This window comes from Streptomyces sp. NPDC005266 (assembly GCF_040607655.1).
Taxonomy (GTDB): Bacteria; Actinomycetota; Actinomycetes; order Streptomycetales; family Streptomycetaceae; genus Streptomyces.
Window position 1 is genome coordinate 211164 of sequence record NZ_JBEXHC010000004.1, and the last position, 20363, is coordinate 231526.

The window sequence follows — 20363 nt, forward strand, 5'->3', positions numbered from 1 at the left end:
CCCTCCTGGCGGGGGCGCCGGTCGTTGTATCGAGCAGTGTGCGCATGATGCGTGCACCAGTGTGTGCATGATGCCTTGCACCGCCGAATACGGATCACGGAGCCCGTTTGCTCAAGCGACGCACACTTCTTTATGCGCTCTTGAACCACCGGGCGCGCGCCGGGCGGACAAACGGGCACGCGCGCTCGTCCGCTGTCACCCCCGCCTGAGACGGCCACGGATGGCGAGCACGGCGAGGCCGAGCAGCGCCGGCTCGGTGAGGCGCGACGCCTTCTCGACGTAGCCGCCGGCCCGGGTGAGGCCGGGGCCGCTCGAGCGGAAGACCACGGAGTTGAGGACGACCTCGGCGGCCTTGTGCGCGCGGGCCGCCGTGAAACGCTCGTCGAACGGCCGGTGCAACGTTGGGGGTTGGGCGCCCAGTAGGCCGGAACCGGAGGGATACGGGCGGGCGGGTGTATCCGGGAGGCCGATCCCCATCATGAGCAGGACGGTGGCCGTCATGGCGCAGGCGAGCCAGCCGAGGGCGCGCGAGGCGCGCAGGCCGTAGCCGGAGAGCAGCCAGTACGCCTGGAGCAGCCGGCGCTCGGGACGCCGCCAGTCGTGGCTGTGGCGGCGCATCTCCATCTCGCCGTAGTAGAGGTCGGCGGCTCCGGGCTCGTCCTTGGCGTCCTCGCGGGCCTTGCGGAGCTGCCGGTAGGTGGTGGTGAGGGCGGCGAGGCCGGGGACGGCGTCGGGGTGGCGCGGCGGGTCTCCCCAGCCGCGGCGGGCCGCCACGGGGGCGGCTCGGCAGGGCTCTCAGCGGCGACGGGGCCGTTCCACAAGCCGACCTCAGCGTGGAGCGGTGCCCTTCGCGTCCTCCGCGGACAGCTCGGCTTCCGCGCGGGCGAGCGCCGCCGGGTGGCCGAAGAGGCCGGGCAGGCCGCCCGTGTGGAGGAAGACCGTACGTCGCCCGGCGACGATGTCGCCGTCCGCCACCGCCGCGATCAGACCGGCCATCGCACGGCCGGTGTAGACCGGGTCGAGCACCAGGCCCTCGGTGCGGGCGGCCAGGGTCAGGGCGGACATGACCGGCTCGGTCAGCGTGCCGTAGCCGGCGCCCACCTGGTCGAGGCGCAGCCGAAGCTCGTGCGGGGGGTGGTCCGCGCCGGACAGGCCGCAGGCCAGCGCGGAGACGGTCAGGGCCGGATCGGCGACGGCGCCGCAGTGGACGCCCAGCACCCGCGCGGGGCCCAGCGCGTCGACCAGTCCGGCCATCGTGCCGCCAGAGCCGGCCGCGACCACGACGGTCTCCACGTCAGGGGCCTGGGTGAGCAGCTCTTGCCCGCAGGCGAGGTAGCCGCGAGCCCCGAGCACACTGGAGCCGCCGAAGGGGATCAACGCCGGTACGCCACCGTCGCGTCGCAGCCGCTCGGCAACCCGCTCGGCCGTGGCGGCGAGCCCCTCGCCGTCGACGTCCCCGGCCCACACCACCGTGGCGCCGAAGAGCCCGTCGAGCGCCAGATTGCCGGACGCCGACGCCCCCGGTGTCCCGGCGAGTACCAGGACCACGTCGAGTCCGAGCCGGGCACCGGCGGCCGCCGTCAGGCGTGCGTGGTTGCTCTGCGGCGCGCCCGTGGTCACCAGGACGGTGGCCCCGTCGGCCAGCGCCGCGCCACAGAGCCACTCCAGCTTGCGTATCTTGTTCCCGCCGCCGCCGAGCCCGATCAGGTCATCGCGCTTGACCCAGAGGTCATCGGCGCCGAGCCCGATCGCGCGGGCCAGCCGAGGCGCGGGTTCGAGGGGCGTCGGCCAGGTGGCGAGCGTGACACGCCGGTGGATACCGCTGTCGGAGGTCATCGCACCACCCTTTCACGCGGTCTCCCCTGGCCCGGTGTGGGCCGCGCCGGGCCCGGCGTCAGCCGGTACCGGGGCGGTGAACGCCTCGGCGCGGATCTGGGCCATGGGGTTGCTCTCCACGCGGTACCGGCCGTTGGGTACGGCGCCGGACCGGGTGACATGCACCGTGGGCGGACCCGCCCATTCGTAGCCGTTCTTCTCCGCGTGCCGCACCAGATGGTCCGTCAGCTCCTCTCCCACCGAGTAGCCGCGTCGCTCCAGTTCCCCGTACACGGCGTCGGCCAGCTCGACGTCGTAGACGTTGGGGACCACCACCCGGTGCGGACCGCACACCACGGCGTGGTCGTCGCACTCGCGTCGCAGGGCGCCGAGAAGCTCCACGGGCTCGCTGCGGAACACCTTGGCGACGACCGCTTCCTCCCAGCGCTCCAGGGTTCGTTCCCATCGGTTCAGCGTCTCCATGTCATCCCGAGTGCCCGAGAATTCCCACGTCATGCCCTGGTCATGGCTCGCTGTCGCGGCGTGGCGCCGCTCGGCATCGGATGTAGACACTGTCTACTCGATCATGGTAGACAGTGTCTATGGCTGAGCATGAGCAGGGCATGGGTCTCCGGTCCCGGCTGGTGGACGTCGGAGTGGAACTGGTGACCACGGAGGGGGCCGGGGCCCTCTCCCTCCGGGAGATCGCCCGTCGGGCCGGCGTGTCACACGGGGCACCGAGGCGCTACTTCCCCACGCATGTGGCCCTGTTGTCCGCCATCGCGCGCCGGGGCTTCGAGGATCTGGCCGTAAGGGTCATGGAGGCGGCCGGGGACCGCCGGGCCGATCCGCGGGGGCGGCTCATGGCGCTGGGGCGGCTCTATATCGACTTCGCGCTGACCAACCGCGGGATGTTCGAGCTGATGTTCCGTCACGATCTGCTGGAGAGCAACCATCTCGGGCTGCGGGAGACAAGCCTGCCGCTCTTCGCCACCTTCGTGGAGCTGGTGGACCGGGCGCGGCCGGCGTCCGGTGCCGAGCCGCGGGTCGTCGCGGGGGCGCTGTGGGCGAATCTGCACGGTATCGCCCAGCTCTGGGGGTGGGGCAGCCTTCAGCTCGCGGTGGGTGCCGACGATGTCGATCCGCTGCTGCGTGCCGCGCTGGACGCGCATCTCGGGCCGGAGGCCCGGTGAGCACCCGGCGCGAGCGGCGCCTCACCCTGGTCGGCAGTGTCACCGGGGCCGTGATCGTGGCGCTGGACGGCACCGTGCTGACCGTCGCGCAGCCCACCTTGCAGCGGGACCTCCGGGCCACGTTCACCCAGGTGCAGTGGACCAGTACCGGCTATCTGATCGCCGTGGCGGGCCTGCTCGTCTTCGCCGGCCGGCTCGGCGACCGCTACGGCCATCGTCAGATCTTCGCCGTCGGGGTGCTGGGCTTCGGCGCCACCTCGGCGGGGATCGGGCTGGCGGCCGACGTCGGCTGGGTCATCGGACTGCGCGTCGCCCAGGGGGCCTTCGGCGCGCTGCTGCAGCCGGCCACCCTCGGAATGCTGCGCGCCGCGTATCCGCCCGAGGGGCTGGCCAGGCCCATCGCGCTGCGGACGAGTGCCATCGGAGTGGCGGCCGCGGCCGGTCCGGTCGTCGGGGGCGCGCTGGCCGCACACCTGGGCTGGCGGGCGGTGTTCTTCCTCAATGTCATCCCCGCGCTCGCCGTGGGCGTACTGGCTCTCGCCGTCCGGACCCCAAAGGCGCCCCGGGGAGCGGCCGATGTCCGGCTCGATCTGCCCGGCGCCGGTCTGCTGGCGGTGGCGCTGGCAGGGCTGGTGCACACGCTGGTCGCGATCCCGGAGACCGGATGGACGGCGGCGACCGCGCCGGGGCCGGTGGCCACCGTGGTGGCGGGCGTCGCCTTCGTCCTCCATGAGCGGCGTACGCGCAGCCCCCTGGTGCCGCCGAGCGTGCTGCGGTCGGCCACCGTGCGCTCGGCGCTCGGTGTGCTGGTGGCCGCGTCGGCGTCGCTCTTCGGGGCGCTGTTCCTCGGCACGTACTTCATGCAGGACGTCCTCGGGCTGGACGCGCTCCAGAGCGGCCTGAGGGGACTGCCGCTGGCCATGATGATGGTGCTGGGCGCCCCGGCGGCAGCGTTGCTGATGCGCCGTCAGGGGCCTCGGCGGTCGGCGGTGGCGGGGATGACGCTCGTCACCGCCGGCGTCCTGCTGATGTCCCGTCTCGACCGGGGGTCGGGTGCCGGGGAGATCGGTGGCTGCTTCCTTTTGCTGGGCGCCGGTTTCGGCGTGGTGATGGTCACCGCGACCGCCGTCATCGTGCGCCGGGCGTCCGTGGAGACCGCCGGGGTGGCGGGGGGACTTCAGCAGACCGCCATGAACATCGGCCCCATGCTGGGGGTCGCCGCCGCGACGATGCTGATGAGCCTCGCCGCGCCGGACACCGCCGGCGGCCGGGCAGCCGGCGACGGTCCGCGCTGGGCGGCCGGCGCCTTCCTGTCCGCGATGGGACCGGCGCTGACGGTGCTCGCGGCCGTGGCCGCGCTGGGCGCGCTGTCCGCCGGCCGGCTGCCCGGCCGCACCGCCGGGACACCCGCGCCGCCGCCACCGAGTGCCGGTGGCGGCGGCGCGGACGCGCTGGTCCCGGCAGCGGTCAGCCGAGGTCGACGAGCAGGTCGCCGCCCTCCACCTGCTGAATCGCGTTGATGGCGATGCGGGCCACCTTTCCGCTCTTCGGCGCGGCGATGGTGGCCTCCATCTTCATCGCCTCGATCGTCGCCACGGTGGCGCCCGCCTCGACCTCGTCGCCTTCGGCGACCGCCAGCGTCACCACACCCGCGAACGGCGCGGCGACATGGCCGGGGTTGGACCGGTCGGCCTTCTCCGTCACCGGTACGTCGGACGCCGCCGAGCGGTCCCGCACCTGGATCGGGCGCAGCTGGCCGTTCAGCGCGGACATCACCGTGCGCATACCGCGCTCGTCGGGGTCGCCGATGGCCTCCAGCTCGATGAGCAGCCGGACACCGGGCTCCAGGTCGACGGTGTACTCCTGGCGGGGGCGCAGCCCGTAGAAGAAGGCCTTGCTGTCGAGCACACTGGTGTCGCCGTGGGCCTGGCGATGGGTTTCGAACTCCTTCGTCGGGCCCGGGAACAGCAGCCGGTTGAGCGTCGCCCGCGGGTCCTTCTCCAGCAGTTCACGGTCCTCGGCGGACAGCTCGGCCACCTGCTTGGAGGCGGCACGCCCCTCCAGCGCCTTGCTGCGGAAGGGCTCGGGCCATCCGCCCGGCGGGTTGCCCAATTCGCCGCGGAGGAAGCCGATGACCGAGTCCGGGATGTCGAACCTCCCCGGCTCCGCCTCGAAGTCCTCCGGCGACACCCCGGCCCCGACCAGATGCAGCGCGAGATCGCCGACCACCTTCGACGACGGGGTGACCTTGACCAGATGGCCGAGGATCCGGTCCGCGGCGGTGTACATCGCCTCGATCTCCTCGAAGCGGTCGCCGAGGCCGAGCGCGATGGCCTGGGTCCGCAGATTGGACAGCTGCCCGCCGGGGATCTCATGGTGGTACACGCGCCCCGTCGGCGAGGCCAGGCCCGCCTCGAACGGTGCGTAGACCTTGCGGACGGCCTCCCAGTACGGCTCCAGACCGCCGATCGCCTCGAGGCTCAGCCCGGTCGGGCGCTCGGAGTGGTCGGTGGCGGCCACGATCGCCGACAGCGACGGCTGCGAGGTGGTGCCCGCCATGGAGGCCACCGCGCCGTCCACCGCGTCCGCACCCGCCTGGATCGCCGCGAGATAGGTGGCGAGCTGGCCGCCCGCGGTGTCATGGGTGTGGATGTGCACCGGCAGGTCGAACTCCCGGCGCAGCGCGGACACCAGCTTCGCGGCGGCCGGGGCGCGCAGCAGCCCCGCCATGTCCTTGATGGCCAGCACATGCGCGCCCGCGTCCACGATCTGCTCGGCCAGCCGCAGGTAGTAATCCAGGGTGTACAGCGTCTCCGACGGATCGGACAGATCGGAGGTGTAGCAGAGCGCGACCTCGGCGATCGCCGATCCCGTCTCCCGCACCGCGTCGATCGCGGGCCGCATCTGCCCGACGTCGTTGAGCGCGTCGAAGATCCGGAAGATATCGATACCCGTGGCCGTCGCCTCCTGGACGAAGGCCGTCGTCACCTCGGTCGGGTACGGGGTGTAGCCCACGGTGTTACGGCCGCGCAGCAGCATCTGCAGACAGATGTTGGGTACGGCCTCACGCAGCGCCGCCAGGCGCTCCCAGGGATCCTCGGCGAGGAAGCGCAGCGCCACGTCGTAGGTGGCGCCGCCCCAGCACTCCAGCGACAGCAGCTGGGGCACGGTCTGGGCCACCGCCGGGGCCACGGCCAGCAGATCCTTTGTCCGTACCCGGGTGGCGAGCAGCGACTGGTGCGCGTCCCGGAAGGTGGTGTCGGTGACCCCGATCGTCGGCGACTGGCGCAGCCACCGTGCGAAGCCGTCCGGGCCCAGCTCGGTGAGCCGCTGCTTGGAGCCGGCGGGCGGCGCGGTGTCGGGCACCTGTGGCAGCTTGGTGACCGCGTCGACCAGGCGCGGGCGTTCGCCGTTGGGCTTGTTCACCGTGACATCGGCGAGATAGGTGAGCAGCTTGGTGCCGCGGTCCGCGGAGTGACGTGCGGTCAGCAGATGCGGCCGCTGCTCGATGAAGGACGTGGTGACCTGCCCGGCCCGGAAGTCCGGGTCGTCCAGCACGGCCTGCAGGAACGGGATGTTCGTGGCCACCCCGCGGATCCGGAACTCGGCCACGGCGCGCCGGGCGCGGCCGATGGCGGTGGTGAAGTCCCGGCCCCGGCAGCTCAGCTTGACCAGCATGGAGTCGAAGTGCGCGCTGATCTCCGTACCGGCGTGGGCGGTACCGCCGTCGAGCCGGATCCCCGAGCCGCCCGGTGAGCGATAGGCGCTGATCATGCCGGTGTCCGGGCGGAAGCCGTTGGCCGGGTCCTCGGTGGTGATCCGGCACTGGAGCGCGGCGCCGCGAATATAGACGGTGTCCTGGGAGAGACCGAGGTCGGACAGCGTCTCACCGCTGGCGATCCGCAGCTGGGACTGGACCAGATCGACGTCCGTGATCTCCTCGGTCACGGTGTGCTCGACCTGGATGCGCGGGTTCATCTCGATGAAGACATGGTTGCCGTCGCGATCGAGCAGGAATTCCACCGTGCCCGCGTTGCGATACCCGATCTGCCGGGCGAACTTCACCGCGTCCGCGCAGATCCGCTCCCGCAGCTCCGGGTCGAGGTTGGGCGCGGGCGCCAGCTCGATGACCTTCTGGTGGCGGCGCTGCACCGAACAGTCCCGCTCGAACAGATGGATGACATCGCCCTGGCCGTCGGCGAGGATCTGCACCTCGATGTGGCGGGGCTCGACGACGGCCTTCTCCAGGAACACCGTCGGATCGCCGAAGGCGGACTCGGCCTCGCGCGCCGCCGCCTCGATCGACTCGCGCAGCACCTCCCGGTCCTCGACCCTGCGCATCCCGCGCCCGCCGCCACCGGCGACGGCCTTGACGAACACCGGGAAGCCGAGCTCGTCCGCGGCCCGGACCAGCCCGTCCACGTCCGTGGACGGCTCCGAGGAACCGAGCACCGGGACCCCGGCCGCACGGGCCGCGGCCACCGCGCGCGCCTTGTTCCCGGTCAGCTCGAGGATCTCGGCGTCGGGGCCCACGAAGGTGATGCCCGCCTCCTCGCACGCGCGCGCGAGGTCGGGGTTCTCGGACAGGAAGCCGTATCCCGGGTAGACCGCGTCCGCGCCCGCCTTGCGCGCCGCGCGGACGATCTCCTCGACGGACAGATAGGCCCGTACCGGGTGCCCCGGCTCCCCGATCTCGTACGCCTCGTCCGCCTTCATGCGGTGGAGCGAGTTGCGGTCCTCGTGCGGGAACACGGCGACGGTTCTCGCGCCCAGCTCATAGCCGGCGCGGAAGGCGCGAATGGCGATCTCTCCCCGGTTGGCGACCAGCACCTTGCGGAACATGCGTGACCCCTTCTACTGCCCGGTACGACACAAGCTTGCGGGCGACACTACTGCCGCGCGGTGCGCGGACCGCACCTTGTGTGATTCAGTTCTCGCGGGCTGACCATTGCAGGCATCATTGTGTCATGATCGCATCACGCAGCGTGATGGCCCGGCGTGGAGCGCCCTGCGCAACGCCACCGTCCTACCGGGACCGCCCGGCGCCGCCGTCGTGCGCCGAGCGCGGCGGGGACGACGGCGACCGGGGTCGGCACCCTCCGTCCGCGCAGACCCGGGATCCAGCGCGAAAGGACCTGGCCCCGGACGGCCACCAGCCCGATCCCGGTGAACGCCACCAGCTCGGAGAAGACGGACAGGAAGACCACACGCACCGGGCCCGGCAACCACGAGGGGAGGTCGCCCTCGCCATGGTCGCCACCGTCCCCGAAGACCACCACCGCGATCCGCCACAGCCCGGACGGCAACACGGTGACAGGGATGGCGTACGCGGCGATCCGCGCCCAGCGCGCCACGCCGCCGCATGGCGGAGGCGGGTCCGCCGTTCGGCGGACCCGGTCCCGCCCGAGCGCGGGCCGTGGTGCGGCCGTGCGGCTATGTCCAGGAGAGGGTGAGCCAGGGGCTGGCCGGGTCGGTGGTGAGGATCCGGTGCGCGGTGACCATGTCCTCGTACCAGGTGCCGAACTCCTCCTCGTCGAAGTGGAGACACCGCCCGAGGATGTACCCGGCGGAGAACTCCTCCCACGCGCGATAGGTGCTCCGGGCCGCCCGGCTCGCGCGCAGGACGGCCTGCTCGGCCTCCGCGAGGGTGCAGTAGCGGGCGCCGAGTCCGAAGCGGGCCATCGCCGAGGCCCGTCCGTAGTCCCATGCCTCCACGCTGCGGACGAACGTGCCCTCCGCCAGCAGTCCGTCCGCGCGGAACCGCGCCTCGTACCGGGCGATCCGGCCGATGAGCCGCTGCACCCCGGTGACCTGGGCCTCGACCTCGGCCAGATCGCGGGGCTCGGCCGTGGTGACCCCATCGGGGCCGATCTTGGCCTCGGTGGATTCGGCGGCGTTGCGCCGCAGTACGCGCTCGGCGACCGTCCGCCAGTGATCGACCCCGACCGGCCCGGCGAAGTCCAGGGCCAGGGAGCGGCGGACACTGAGGGCGAACTCCCAGACGCCACTGATCATTTCGGCGCCGAGCAGCAGTTCCTGGGTGCGCTGCCACTCCTGGCGGCTGGTGACCCCCCACCACTCCTTGAGCAGGTTCTTCTCATAGCTGTAGCCCCGGCCGTGGTAGGCCATGGAGTTCCACAGTTCGCCGTTCTTGACGGACAGCAGCGCTCCACAGGCCAGTCCATGGGCCACCGGCCCCTCCGTCGCTCCGCCCACCCGCAGGGCGCGCAGCCGCAGATGGGGATGGCCGCAGCCGTCGGAACCGGAGACGCGGTCGGCGTGTTCGCTCCACAGGGCCCGGTGCTCCGGTCCCGTCGGGAAGAAGGTCTCGCAGGGAGTGCCGGGGTTGACGACGATCCACGGCGGATCGTTCCTCTCCCACTGCTTGGCGAACCAGCCCAGGGAGTGGGAGAGGAAGACCGTCTCGGGATGGGGGGCGGGCAGCATGCCCTCGGTGAAGACCGGCAGACAGTTGGCCTGGACCTGCGGATACCAGTACGGCGTCAACAGGACCGTGTCCGGGCGCCGCTGGAGGCGGGCGTACGAGTCGGCGACGAACAGATCCGTGCGTGCCAGCACATCGAAGTACGCGGACCAGTCGCCCCGCGTCTTCGCCTCGTACAGTTCCCCCTCGACCGCGCTCGGCGCCTGCCACCGTTCCCGCGTGTCGTGGCCGCCGTGTTCCGGTCCGGCGGCGGACCCCTCCCCGTTGTCCATGAACGGCAACTCTATCGAGCGCCGCTCGGCGGCCCTAACCCGCCACGGCCATCACGACCAGGGTCAGGACCCAGAGCACCGGGACCAACGCCACGAGCGAGGCCGGACGCTGGAGAACGGGTTTGCCGGGATCGAGCCGGGGCCCCGACGGGGTGTGGGACGGGTCCGGCAGCTGGTTGACCTTTGAGAGCGCCACCCGGTTCGCGATGATGGTGAACGGATTGAAGAAGGCCGCCGAGAAGGGGCTCCACCAGCCCTGCCACAGCGTCCTGGTGGTCATGTCCCGGAAGATCGCCGTGCCGCAGGTCCGGCAGAACGGCCCCGGAAGCTTACGGAACGTCATGAGGACGAGCAGCCCCTGATGGCTGCGGAAGGTGACGTCCGCCGCCCCGGCCACATTGCATACCCGGCAGGTGTACTGGCCGTGCGCACCGGGCTGGGCCGGGTAGCCGGGCTGGGGCTGGCCGTGCGCACCGGGCTGGGCTGGGTAGCCGGGCTGGGGCTGGCCGTGCGCACCGGGCTGGGTCGGGTAGCCGGGCTGGGGCTGGCCGTGCGCACCGGACTGGGCTGGGTAGCCGGGCTGGGGCTGGGACTGGGACTGGGGCGGCGCCGCCGGAGCGGTCCGCGTGGGCTGGGGCGGGCCGTACGAGCCGCCGGGAACCGCGCCATAGGGATTGCCGACTGGAGGTGGTTGTGACATGAACGTCCTTAGACGGGCCTGCAAATGGTCGGCTCTAACCTATCGTCCGCGCCGCGCGGTCAGCCCAGCGCCTTGTCGAGGTTGAACGCCGCGCTGATGAGGGCCAGATGCGTGAAGGCCTGGGGGAAATTCCCGAGTTGTTCGCCGGTGCGCCCGATCTCCTCCGCGTACAGCCCGACATGGTTGGCGTACGTCAGCATCTTCTCGAAGGCGAGCCGGGCATCGTCCACCCGGCCGGCCCGGGACAGCGCCTCGACGTACCAGAACGAGCAGATGGAGAAGGTGCCCTCCTCGCCGCGCAGCCCGTCCGGGCTCACCCTGGGGTCGTAGCGGTAGACCAGGGAGTCGGACACCAGCTCCTCGCCCAGTGCGTCCAGCGTGGACAGCCACTTGGGATCGGTGGGGGAGATGAATTTGGCCAGCGGCATCATCAGGACGGAGGCGTCGAGCACATGCTCGCCCTCGCGCTGGACGAAGGCACGCCGCTCCGGGGACCAGCCGCGCTCCATGATCCGGCGGTAGATGGTGTCGCGGGCGTGCGACCAGCGGGGCATGTCCGCGGGAAGGCCGCGGCGGCGGGCGATGCGCATGGCCCGCTCGATCGCGACCCAGCACATCAGCTGCGAGTACAGAAAGCGCTGGGGGCCGGCGCGCGTCTCCCAGACACTCATGTCCGGCTGGTCCCAGTTCTCGCAGACCCAGTCGACCAGTCCGCACAGGGTGTCCCAGTGCTCGCTGGCGAGCGGCTGCCCCCACTTGTCGTAGAGGTAGAGGGAGTCCACCAGCGCTCCGTAGATGTCCAGTTGGAGCTGGTTGACGGCCGCGTTGCCGATCCGGACCGGGGCCGAGCCCAGATGCCCCTCCAGATGGCGGAGTTCCTGCTCGGGGAGTTCGCTGCGGCCGTCGATGCCGTACATGATCTGCAGGGGGCCGCTGGGGCCTTTCCTCAGGTGGACGTTCTCGGACAGGAAGCGCACGAAGGCCTCGGCCTCCTGGGTGAAGCCGAGCCTGAGCAGCGCGTAGATGCAGAACGCGGCGTCGCGGATCCAGACATACCGGTAGTCCCAGTTGCGCTCGCCGCCGACCTGCTCGGGCAGGCTGGCGGTGGGGGCCGCCACGATAGCGCCGGTCGGCGCGTAGGTGAGGAGCTTGAGGGTGAGCGCCGAGCGGTGCACCATCTCCCGCCAGCGTCCGCGGTAGCGGGACTGGGAGATCCAGCGGCGCCAGTACCGTACGGTCGCGTCGAACAGGTCCTCCGCCTCCGTCAGCGGACAGGTCCGCGGCTGCACCGTGCCGCCGATCCGGTCGAGCGCGAAGACCGCGGCCTCGCCCTCCGCCAGCTTGAAGGTGGCGATCGCGTCCTGCCCGTCGGTCTCCACCGTGACGCTGGAGGTCAGCGCGAGGGAGAGACCGGGCGACTCGAAGACCGTATGGCCTTCCTGGGCGCGCACCGTATGCGACGCCCGGCCGTAGTCGAACCGGGGGGCGATCCGCGCGATGAACGGCAGCGAGCCGCGCACGCACAGCACCCGGCGGATCAGCCGGTGCCGGTCCGCCTCCCGCGAGTCGTCCACGATCGGCATGAAGTCCTGGACCTCGCCGACTCCGTCGTCCGCGAAGAACCGGGTGATGAGGATGTTGGTGTCGGGGAAGTAGAACTGCTTCGTCCGGGCGGGTACATCCGCGGCGAGCTCGAACGACCCGCCGCGGTCGGAGTCCAGGATCGCCGCGAAGACGCTGGGGGCGTCGAAGCGGACCGGGCAGTACCAGTCGATGGTTCCGTTCGTGCCGACGAGCGCGGAGGTGCGCAGATCGCCGATCAGCCCGTGCTCGGCGATGGGCAGATAGCGGGGTGCGTCCGCCTTGCAGGGGCGCAGGCTCGGGGCGGCGGCCATTCGGACCTCCCGCGCTGAGGGAGCAGGAGCACTGGATTCAGGATACGACCGGCCGGCCCGGAGGACGAATGTCATGTCCTCCGGGCCGGTCGGTCACCTGGTGCGTTCCACAAGGCGTCGCCGGGCGTCACGCTCCGCAGCCGTCGCTTTTTGACGCGTGCATTCAAATGAAGGGGCGATGAGAAATTCCCGCTTTCCGTTCCCGGTCAACTGCCATAGCCGGTACGGGGGGCGGCCAGCCAGGAGGCGATGGAGGCGGCGATGGGCTGACCGGTTTCCAGTTCAACAAAGCCGAACTGGCCGCCCTGATTGCACTCCAGAAACCACCAGACCCCCTCGGTGTCCTCGGCGAAGTCGAAGGCCCCGTAGGCGAGACCGGTGACGCTCATGTACGCATGGACGGCCGCTGCGATGCGAGCGGGCACCTCCACGGCCTCCCAAGGATGGCCGTGGTCGCCGAAGCGCCCGTCCACCTGACCGGAGGCGGCGATCTTCCGTGCCGCGAACGACTCCGATCCGACACAGATGAGCCGGATGTCGGCTCGCTTGGGAATGTAGCGCTGGAGAAGGGTGGCTCCGGCCGCGACATGGGAGAAATCCGTGTCGGGGCCGATGCGGGTGGTGGGCAGCGCGACCGGGGGATCGACGGCCGGCGGACCGGAGGCGGATTTCACCACGATGTCCCCGAACCGGGCCGCGAACTCATGCGCCGCACGGGGATAGGTGGTGACGAGGGTGGGGGGAACGGCGAAACCACTGCGCTGGGCGATCCGTACTTGAAACGGTTTGCGACGAGCCGGTTCGGCGGCACCGGGATGGTTCATCCAGCGTGCCGCGGTGGAGTACAGCATCCCGTACAGGGCCTGGCCGCACTCGGCGGTCAGCCACTCCGACGGCTTCGCCGCGCGCGCCGCCGGCTCGCCCGGTCTGCGCACCCAGATGGACCGCAGCCCATGGATGCTGACGAGGCGTCCCTCCGTCGACAGATAGCCGGTGAAGTCACCGCGCTCGAATTCCGTCGACAGTGCGGCCTGATCCGGAAGGTCGGCCGGATCGAAGCGCACCAAGGGGACGCCTTGTTCACGTAGCTCGGCTACCACCAAGTCTGCCGTCACGTCCTCACGGCAGGTCAGAATGAGTACGGTCATGGATGGGCGGTATCGGTCAGTCGTCGAAGTGCGTCTTGGAACCGGCTGTCGACGTGGTCGTACCGGTGGCGAGAAGCACCGCCCGGTCGGTGATGGCGGGCCGTCCGTCGGAGAGGACATTCAACTGCAGGGCGGCGTTATACGAGTAGGGAACGCTGACCGGCGACTCTTCCGCCGGGATTGCGTGGTTCAGTACGAAGGGCTGCATGAGTAACCTCTTGGGGCTCCATGAATTCGTCTATCCATCACGCAACAGTACGTACTAAAAGTGTACGAGACTCACTACCTGTGGTTATGCCTTGTCTGTGTTGATATGAAGTGCGTCACATGATCTGTCGGAAGGTCGACGGAGTGTACGAACTCCAACATATGACCGGGGTAATGAGCAATCGTATATTCGGCGGTCCTCGCGGGAGGGCCCACCTGGGCCGGATCTACGGCAAGTTGGGGGTCGAGACCCGGGCGGGGGCGGTGGCGGTCGCCACCGAGCGCCGGCTGCTGTCGTGAGGTGTCAGATCACGGGGCGGCCGGGCACGGGCGGCCGGTCCTGCTCGGGCAGGACGAGGGTGCGGGTCGGCAGGGGGATCTCGATGCCCTCGTCCCGGAAACGGCGGTGCAGTTCCTTCATGAACTCATGCTTGATGAGGTACTGGTCGCTGAACTCCAGGGCCCGCAGGAAGACCGAGAAGTCGATGCCGGACTCCCCGAAGGTATGGAACCGGACGGCTGCCTCATGGTCGATGACACCGCCCTCGACATCGGCCATCACCTTTCCGGCGACCTCCATCGTCACCCGCTCCACATGGTCCAGATCGCTGCCGTAGCCGACGCGCGCCCGCACCATGACCGACATCTGCTGTTCCGGCTGGTGATAGTTGGTCATGATGGTGTTGCCGAGCTTGGCGTTCGGGATGATGACGAGGTTGTCCGACAGCTGGCGCACCGCCGTATTGCGCCAGTTGATGTCGACCACGTACCCCTCCTCACCGCTGCTGAGCCGGATGTAATGGCCGGGCTGCACCGTCTTCGAAGCGAGGATGTGCACGCCCGCGAAGAGATTGGCCAAGGTGTCCTGCAGGGCCAGCGCGACCGCCAGACCGCCCACACCCAGGGCGGTGAGCAGGGGAGCGATGGAGACGCCGAGGGTCTCCAGCAGAATGAGCACACCCATCGCCAGCACCGCGATCCGCGTGATGTTGACGAATATGGTGGCGGTTCCCGCCACTCCCGACCGGGACAGCGCCACCGAGCGCACCAGATCGGCCACCACCCGCGCCGCGGTGACCGTGGTGACCAGGATGAGCACCGCGACCAGCGTCTGGTTGACGTCGTGTCCGACGGTGGGGGTCAGCGGCAGTGCCGCGGCCGCCACCGACACGCCGGCGGCCATCGCCGCCCACGGGGCCAGCGAGCGCAGTGTGTCGACGATGATGTCGTCGCCGCTCCAGCGGGTGCGACTGGCCCGCTCACTCAGCCAGCGCAGCGCCACGCGCAGCAGCACACCGGCCGCCGCGCCGCAGACCAGCGCCGCACCGACGATGATGACGTCATGCAAGGTGAGCGCCCGGTTCACCGGTCACCGCCCCGAGGGCCGGAGAGCGCGTCAGGAATGAACGTACGGCGCTCCGTCGCCAAGGTGGCGTCCGGTCTGGAGTTGTGTGTGGTCACGTGGTCACCTGTTCGAGCATGGGAGGTACGGACTGCGCCGGGGAACGCGTGTGCGGCACCGGCGTAGGCTGACATCCTGCCCCATACGGCGACCGGATCATGACGGTGCGGGGGCTACCCCTCGTAACCGGCCACCTGGCGCAGCCAGTCCTGCCTCATACGGCGACCGGATCATGACGGTGCGGGTGCTACCCCTCGTAACCGGCCACCGGGCGCAGCCAGTCCACCAGCAGGCGGTTGACCTCGTCGGCGCTCTCCTGCTGGACCCAGTGGCCGCAGCCGTCGAGGAGATGCGAGGAGACCAGACCGGGCAGGTTGGTGGGGAACGCCTCGATGGCGTCGGACATCCAGGCGGTGGAGGCGTCGAGCGTCCCGCCGATGAAGAGCGTGGGCTGGGTGATCGGCGTCCCGTCCCAGGCGGCGAGGTCCTCCCAGTCCCGGTCGACATTGCGGTAGCGGTTCAGGGCCCCGGTCAGCCCGGTCCGCTCGAACTCCCCGGCGTAGACATCGAGGTCGTCCTCGCTCAGCCAGGCCGGCAGGCCACCGGTGGGGAAGCGGTCGCGGAGCCTGCCGCCCTCGGGCACGAAGAACAGGCCGCCCTCGCCGCCCGGGTCCATCGTGTCGGCCGAGAGCCCCGCGTAGAACCCCGCGAGCCACCCCCGGACATCGGGCTCGATCTCCGCTTCGGCCCGGCCCGGGGTCTGGAAGTAGCCGACGTAGAACTCCTCGTCCCCGCCGATCCGGGCGAAGGCGTCGGTGGGCCGGGGGCCGCCTCGCGGCGCGTACGGGACGCTCAGCAGCCCCACGGCGGTGAAGACGTCGGGCCTCAGCAGCGCTGAGTTGGCCGCGATGGGTGAGCCCCAGTCATGGCCCACCACGATCGCGGTCTCCTCGCCGAGGGCGCGTACGACCCCGACGTTGTCGGCGACATGGGCCGTCATCCGGTACGCGTCCACCGCGTGCGGCGCCGACGACCGGCCGTAGCCGCGGACATCGAGGGCGACCGCGCGGAATCCCGCCGCGGCGATCGCCGGGAGCTGACGGCGCCACGAATACCACGACTCGGGAAAGCCGTGGACCAGGAGGACCAGGGGGCCGGTGCCCTGTTCCACCAGATGGATCCGGCCACCGGGGACCTCGACCAGCCGGTGCCGCGCGTCCGGCAGCGAGACGGGCGAAGGGGTGGGCTGCGGCATGCGTCCTCCTCGATACGTCCGGGGCCACCGCGAGCGGCCCCGCCCAGGATCATGCGGTCGCCGCCTCCGCGTGGCGAGGATCGTTGCCGGTCCGGCAAACCGGCGGACGGCGACGGCCACCGCACCGCGATTTCGCCCCCTATGTGATGAAATCAGCCGTTATGGGGACTCGCCGGTACTCCACGGAACGCGGTTGGCCGTTCGTCGCCGCCGCCTACGCCTTTGTGATCACCATGAGCGGCACGACGCTGCCCACGCCCCTGTACGACCTGTATCAACAGCGCTGGGGCTTCTCCTCGTTGACCGTGACGGTGATCTTCGCCGTCTACGCGCTGGGGGTCGTCGCGGCCCTGCTGCTGTTCGGCCATCTGTCCGACTTCATCGGCCGACGGCCCGTGTTGCTGACCGCACTCGTCCTGTCGGCGGCGAGCGCGGTGTGCTTCCTGTCCGCCGACGGGCTGCCGCTGCTCTTCGCGGGCCGTATCCTCTCCGGGCTCTCCGCCGGGCTGGTCACCGGGGCCGCCACCGTCGCCGTGATCGAACAGGCACCCGAGCGGTGGCGCGGTGCCGCCACGCTTGTCGCGACGGTGGCCAACCTGGGCGGCCTCGGCCTCGGGCCGCTGCTGGCGGGGGTGCTGGCGCAGTACGCGCCGGCGCCGCTGCGTCTGGTGTTCGTGGTGGACCTGGCGCTGGTGGCTGTGGCCGCCGCCGCGGTGCTGTGCATCCCGGAGACCGTACGGGCCAGGCACCGTCCGCCGCTGCGGCCGCAGCGGCTGCGGGTGCCCCGGGAGATGCGCTCGACGTTCGTGGCCGCGGCCATGGCGGGGTTCGCCGGGTTCGCCACGCTGGGGCTGTTCACCTCGGTGAGCCCGCTCTTCCTGCGCGAGGTGGAGGGGGAACGGAACCGGGCCGTGGCCGGTGCCGTGGCGTTCTCGGTGTTCGCCATGTCCATCGCCGGGCAGCTGCTGGCGCGGCGGCTGGGCGAGCGATGGTCGCTGCCCGGGGGATGCGCGGTGCTGGTGGCGGGCATGGCCGCCATCGCGGGGTCGCTGGCCGTCGCGTCGCTGCCCCTGCTGGTGGTGGGAGCGGCGGTGGCGGGGACCGGACAGGGGCTCTCCTTCCACGCCGCTGTGGCCGTGGTGACCCGGCGGAGCCCGGCCGACCGGCGCGCGGAGGTCACCTCCGCGCTGTTCGTTCTGATGTATCTGGCCCTCGCGATCCCCGTGATCGGGGTCGGGGCGCTGTCCGTCACCGTCGGCCTGCGGGCGGCGGGCCTGATCTTCACCGGCTGTGTGGCACTGCTCGCGGCGGCCACCCTGCTCCGGCTGCTGCGGCCCGCCGCCAGGGAAGCACGTTGCGGCTAGGGCCGTGGGGGTGGGCAGCGCCCCTCGACACGTCACAGCTCCAGCACCGCCTGCACCGGCAGATGGTCGCTGGGGAACTGGCCACCCCCGGAGAAGGTGTTGATGGCGGCGTAGCGGGTGCGCACACCGGGCGAGGTGAGGATCCAGTCGATCCGGTCGCCGTCCGGGACAAGCGGGCGATAGCCGTGGAAGGTCGCGTACTGCGCGCTGCGGCGTTCGGCGGTGTCCCAGGAGTCCACGAGCGACCCGCCGTTGAGCATCGCTTCGTAGACCGGGTTGCCGTGGGCGGCCACGTTGAAGTCACCGGTCACCAGGCGGGGGAGGGCGGCGTCCAGAGCGCCGAGCCGCTCGGTGATCAGGGCGGCCGAGCGCTCCCGGGCATTCTGGCCGCGGTGGTCGAGATGGGTGTTCAGCGCGTAGAACTCCTTACCGGTGCGCCGGTCGTGGAAGCGGACCCAGGTGACCATGCGGACCACGGCGCCGCCCCAGGTGTTGGAGCCGATCACATACGGGGTGTCGGACAGCCAGAAGTGGTCGTACTCGCCGGGTTCGAGCCGCCCGGTGTCGTAGAAGACGGCCATGAACTCGTCGCGGCTGCCGCCCATCCGGCCGGTGCCGGTCCAGTCGTAGTGCGGCCCGAGGTCATGCGCGATATCGCGCAGCTGGCCGTACAGCCCCTCCTGGGTGCCCAGCACCTGCGGTCGCGTGCGGCGCAGCAGCTCCCGCATGACGGGGCGTCGCTGCGCCCAGGAGTTGGGCTCGGAGTCACTGGCGAAGCGCAGATTGAACGTCATGACGCTCAGCCGCGAACCGCCCTTGGCGGCGGCCGTGGGGTCGGTGGCCGCCATGGGGTCGGTGGCCGTGGTGGGGGCGGCCGCGGCGGGGTGCTGGGGCTGGGCGGCGAGCGGGAGCGTGACGGCCGCCGCGGCCGCGGCACGCATGCCGTGGCGGCGGCTGAACAGAGGTGCGGGCATGGCTCCTCCAAGATCCGGAAGGTCCGGCGTTGGTCCCAGTGTTGGACCGCGCGGTGTGGGCGGCGTGTCCTGTGGTGGCCATGAGGAGGAACGTACGGCGACACGGAGAGGGCCTCAAGGCCGGGCGCGGCCCGGCCCACCGGCCCGCGTCATCGGCTCGGGCGGCGCCTCCGGATGGCGGCGGCGACGCCGGCGCCGAACACCAGTACCGCCGCGCCACTGGCGAGGAGTATGGGCGTGGTGTCCTCACCGCTGTCCGCGGCAGCCGAGGCGGAAGCGGCAGAGGAAGCGGGGGAAGAAGCGGGGGAAGAAGCAGCCGAGGCGGCGCGCCGCGTCGGCGGGCTCGACGGAGCGGCCGAGGGCTGGGAGGGGGCCGAGGACTCCGGCGCCGAGGTGGTCAGCACGACGTCCGAGCACGAGTAATAGGTGTCGGGCGTGCTGGTGTTGCGCCAGATCGTATAGAGCAGCTGACGGCCGCTCCGGCCGGACGGCAGCGTGGCCTTGATGTGGTAGGCGTCATCGACCAGTGCCGGGTCCTTGGCCGTGGCGAACGGCTTCGCCTCCAGGTCCGACCACTTCAGCGGCCGCTTCGGATCGTAGCCCTCCTTGGTGAGATACAGCTCGAAGGTCCCCGTGTGCGGAATCGTCGACCGGTAGGTGAGCGTGAGGTCCGCCCCGGCCCGCAGTCGCGTCGAGGGCCAGTCGGCCCGCGCCAGATCGAGACCCCGGTACGCGTCCAGCCCCGCGCTGCACAGCTTTCCGTCCGGGATCTTCTGGCGGTCCTTGCCCCCGACCTCCGCGATGCGCAGATTGTCCCAGTCGGCCGGTCCTTGGCCGCCCGCCGCCTCGGCCGCCTTGCACGCGGCGGACCGCGCCGCGCGCCCACCCTCGGGGGAGCAGGCCGCCGTCCGGCTGATGGGGTCGGTCGGAGCTCCGTGGGCCTGGGCGGGCTGCGCGGCCGGTCCCGTGAGCAGACACGGCACCGCCCCGAGGAGAGCGGCCACCGTGGCGGTGCGGTGCGAGGTCATCCGATGCAGTCCTCCTGGCTCCGTGCGCGCGGGGTGGATCGCCCGCCCCGCGTAGTACGGGGTACGGGCGGTCCGGGCCATCCGTTCAATCTGCCGTCGCAGGGCCGTGGGAGAAGTAGTCCGAGGCGTACAACCATCCACGCCCCCTACATGTCACCTAGACAGACGCAAACAGCGCCTGATGATCAAAAGGGGGATAAATGAAGTTTTCTCGTGGTATGGCCGCCGTGGCGGTCCTCGCCTCCGCCGCCGCCGGCACGGTGGCCCTGGCGCCGCAGGCCTCGGCCGCCACCAGGGCCGCGTACAACGGGGCGTGCGGCAGCGGGTACAAGGTGGTGAACTCGGCGCCTATCGGGACGAAGGGCACCGTCTTCCTCACCTACAACTCCGCCAAGGGCAAGAACTGCGTGGTCACCGTCCGCAACACCGCGGGCAAGCCGGTCCCGATGTTCGCCTACCTCTATGTGCAGGGGGCCGACGAGGCGGCGGAGGACGGCGGCGCGTACACCACGTACGCGGGCCCGGTGTACGGCAACGGGCGCGGGAAGTGCGTGGACTGGGCCGGGGGCATCGAGAACCAGTCCACCTGGACGTACGGGTCCAACTGCGGCTCCCTGACGGCCCACCGCGTCACCAAGGGCTGGTAAGCCGGGCCCGCACCTCAT

Annotated in this window: 18 protein-coding genes and 1 pseudogene; 5 read left to right on the forward strand and 14 right to left on the reverse strand. The window is 71.1% G+C overall.

The genetic code is table 11. The features are described from left to right. Positions 1–195 precede the first annotated feature (195 nt). From ABZU99_RS09835 to ABZU99_RS09845, 3 genes are read right to left on the reverse strand one after another with little or no spacing between them, the layout of a single operon-like run. A complete protein-coding gene (locus ABZU99_RS09835) occupies positions 196–774 on the reverse strand; it encodes a hypothetical protein (RefSeq protein ID WP_356044986.1) in 579 nt (192 codons plus the stop codon). A 54-nt stretch (positions 775–828) separates the two neighbouring features. Beyond that, positions 829–1836, reverse strand: coding sequence for a D-cysteine desulfhydrase family protein (locus tag ABZU99_RS09840; RefSeq protein WP_356044988.1), 1008 nt, complete (start codon positions 1834–1836; stop codon positions 829–831). A gap of 12 nt (positions 1837–1848) precedes the next feature. After that, positions 1849–2298 (reverse strand): DUF3662 domain-containing protein, encoded by a 450-nt coding sequence (locus ABZU99_RS09845; protein ID WP_356045266.1) that lies wholly within the window; start codon positions 2296–2298, stop codon positions 1849–1851. A 119-nt stretch (positions 2299–2417) separates the two neighbouring features. On the opposite strand from ABZU99_RS09845, the gene ABZU99_RS09850 reads away from it, so the two are divergent. Both ABZU99_RS09850 and ABZU99_RS09855 read left to right on the forward strand, forming a co-directional pair. Further along, the gene (locus ABZU99_RS09850; RefSeq protein ID WP_356044990.1) at positions 2418–3008 is read left to right on the forward strand and encodes a TetR/AcrR family transcriptional regulator; all 591 of its coding nucleotides are present in this window, start codon (positions 2418–2420) and stop codon (positions 3006–3008) included. Further along, positions 3005–4528 (forward strand): MFS transporter, encoded by a 1524-nt coding sequence (locus ABZU99_RS09855; protein WP_356044992.1) that lies wholly within the window; start codon positions 3005–3007, stop codon positions 4526–4528. The genes ABZU99_RS09850 and ABZU99_RS09855 overlap by 4 nt, the downstream gene beginning before the upstream one ends. Here ABZU99_RS09855 and ABZU99_RS09860 read toward each other — a convergent pair. From ABZU99_RS09860 to tgmA, 7 genes are all read right to left on the reverse strand, one after another. After that, on the reverse strand, positions 4476–7850 hold the full coding sequence (locus ABZU99_RS09860; protein WP_356044995.1) for a pyruvate carboxylase: 3375 nt from the start codon (positions 7848–7850) through the stop codon (positions 4476–4478). The genes ABZU99_RS09855 and ABZU99_RS09860 overlap by 53 nt on opposite strands. 134 nt (positions 7851–7984) lie before the next feature. After that, positions 7985–8362: a hypothetical protein gene (locus ABZU99_RS09865; RefSeq protein ID WP_356044997.1), complete on the reverse strand. Its 378-nt coding sequence runs from the start codon at positions 8360–8362 to the stop codon at positions 7985–7987. Between the two features lie 79 nt (positions 8363–8441). Further along, positions 8442–9725 (reverse strand): DUF1266 domain-containing protein, encoded by a 1284-nt coding sequence (locus ABZU99_RS09870; RefSeq protein WP_356045000.1) that lies wholly within the window; start codon positions 9723–9725, stop codon positions 8442–8444. Positions 9726–9759: 34 nt separating this feature from the next. Further along, entirely contained in the window at positions 9760–10425 is a 666-nt protein-coding gene (locus tag ABZU99_RS09875) for a hypothetical protein (protein ID WP_356045003.1), read from the reverse strand. Positions 10426–10484: 59 nt separating this feature from the next. Next, on the reverse strand, positions 10485–12320 hold the full coding sequence (locus ABZU99_RS09880; protein ID WP_356045006.1) for a glycoside hydrolase family 15 protein: 1836 nt from the start codon (positions 12318–12320) through the stop codon (positions 10485–10487). Positions 12321–12526: 206 nt separating this feature from the next. Further along, positions 12527–13468 carry an ATP-grasp ribosomal peptide maturase gene (gene tgmB / locus ABZU99_RS09885; protein ID WP_356045009.1) on the reverse strand — a complete coding sequence of 314 codons (942 nt, stop codon included), beginning with the start codon at positions 13466–13468 and terminating at the stop codon, positions 12527–12529. Positions 13469–13484: 16 nt separating this feature from the next. Next, on the reverse strand, positions 13485–13676 hold the full coding sequence (gene tgmA, locus ABZU99_RS09890) for a putative ATP-grasp-modified RiPP (RefSeq protein WP_355941734.1): 192 nt from the start codon (positions 13674–13676) through the stop codon (positions 13485–13487). A gap of 206 nt (positions 13677–13882) precedes the next feature. Between tgmA and ABZU99_RS09895 the strand changes: the two are divergent. Next, positions 13883–13975, forward strand: a pseudogene (locus tag ABZU99_RS09895) (DNA-binding response regulator); the annotation flags it as partial. A gap of 4 nt (positions 13976–13979) precedes the next feature. Here ABZU99_RS09895 and ABZU99_RS09900 read toward each other — a convergent pair. Both ABZU99_RS09900 and ABZU99_RS09905 read right to left on the reverse strand, forming a co-directional pair. Then, on the reverse strand, positions 13980–15041 hold the full coding sequence (locus ABZU99_RS09900; protein ID WP_355941731.1) for a mechanosensitive ion channel family protein: 1062 nt from the start codon (positions 15039–15041) through the stop codon (positions 13980–13982). Between the two features lie 283 nt (positions 15042–15324). Beyond that, entirely contained in the window at positions 15325–16332 is a 1008-nt protein-coding gene (locus tag ABZU99_RS09905; protein ID WP_356045012.1) for an alpha/beta hydrolase, read from the reverse strand. A 161-nt stretch (positions 16333–16493) separates the two neighbouring features. On the opposite strand from ABZU99_RS09905, the gene ABZU99_RS09910 reads away from it, so the two are divergent. After that, positions 16494–17696: an MFS transporter gene (locus ABZU99_RS09910; RefSeq protein ID WP_356045015.1), complete on the forward strand. Its 1203-nt coding sequence runs from the start codon at positions 16494–16496 to the stop codon at positions 17694–17696. A 32-nt stretch (positions 17697–17728) separates the two neighbouring features. Here the strand turns inward: ABZU99_RS09910 and ABZU99_RS09915 are convergent, their stop codons facing one another. After that, on the reverse strand, positions 17729–18670 hold the full coding sequence (locus ABZU99_RS09915) for an endonuclease/exonuclease/phosphatase family protein (protein WP_356045018.1): 942 nt from the start codon (positions 18668–18670) through the stop codon (positions 17729–17731). Positions 18671–18819: 149 nt separating this feature from the next. After that, positions 18820–19698 (reverse strand): lytic polysaccharide monooxygenase, encoded by an 879-nt coding sequence (locus tag ABZU99_RS09920; RefSeq protein ID WP_356045269.1) that lies wholly within the window; start codon positions 19696–19698, stop codon positions 18820–18822. 200 nt (positions 19699–19898) lie between these two features. On the opposite strand from ABZU99_RS09920, the gene ABZU99_RS09925 reads away from it, so the two are divergent. Continuing rightward, a complete protein-coding gene (locus ABZU99_RS09925; protein WP_355941719.1) occupies positions 19899–20345 on the forward strand; it encodes a spore-associated protein A in 447 nt (148 codons plus the stop codon). Positions 20346–20363: the final 18 nt, after the last annotated feature.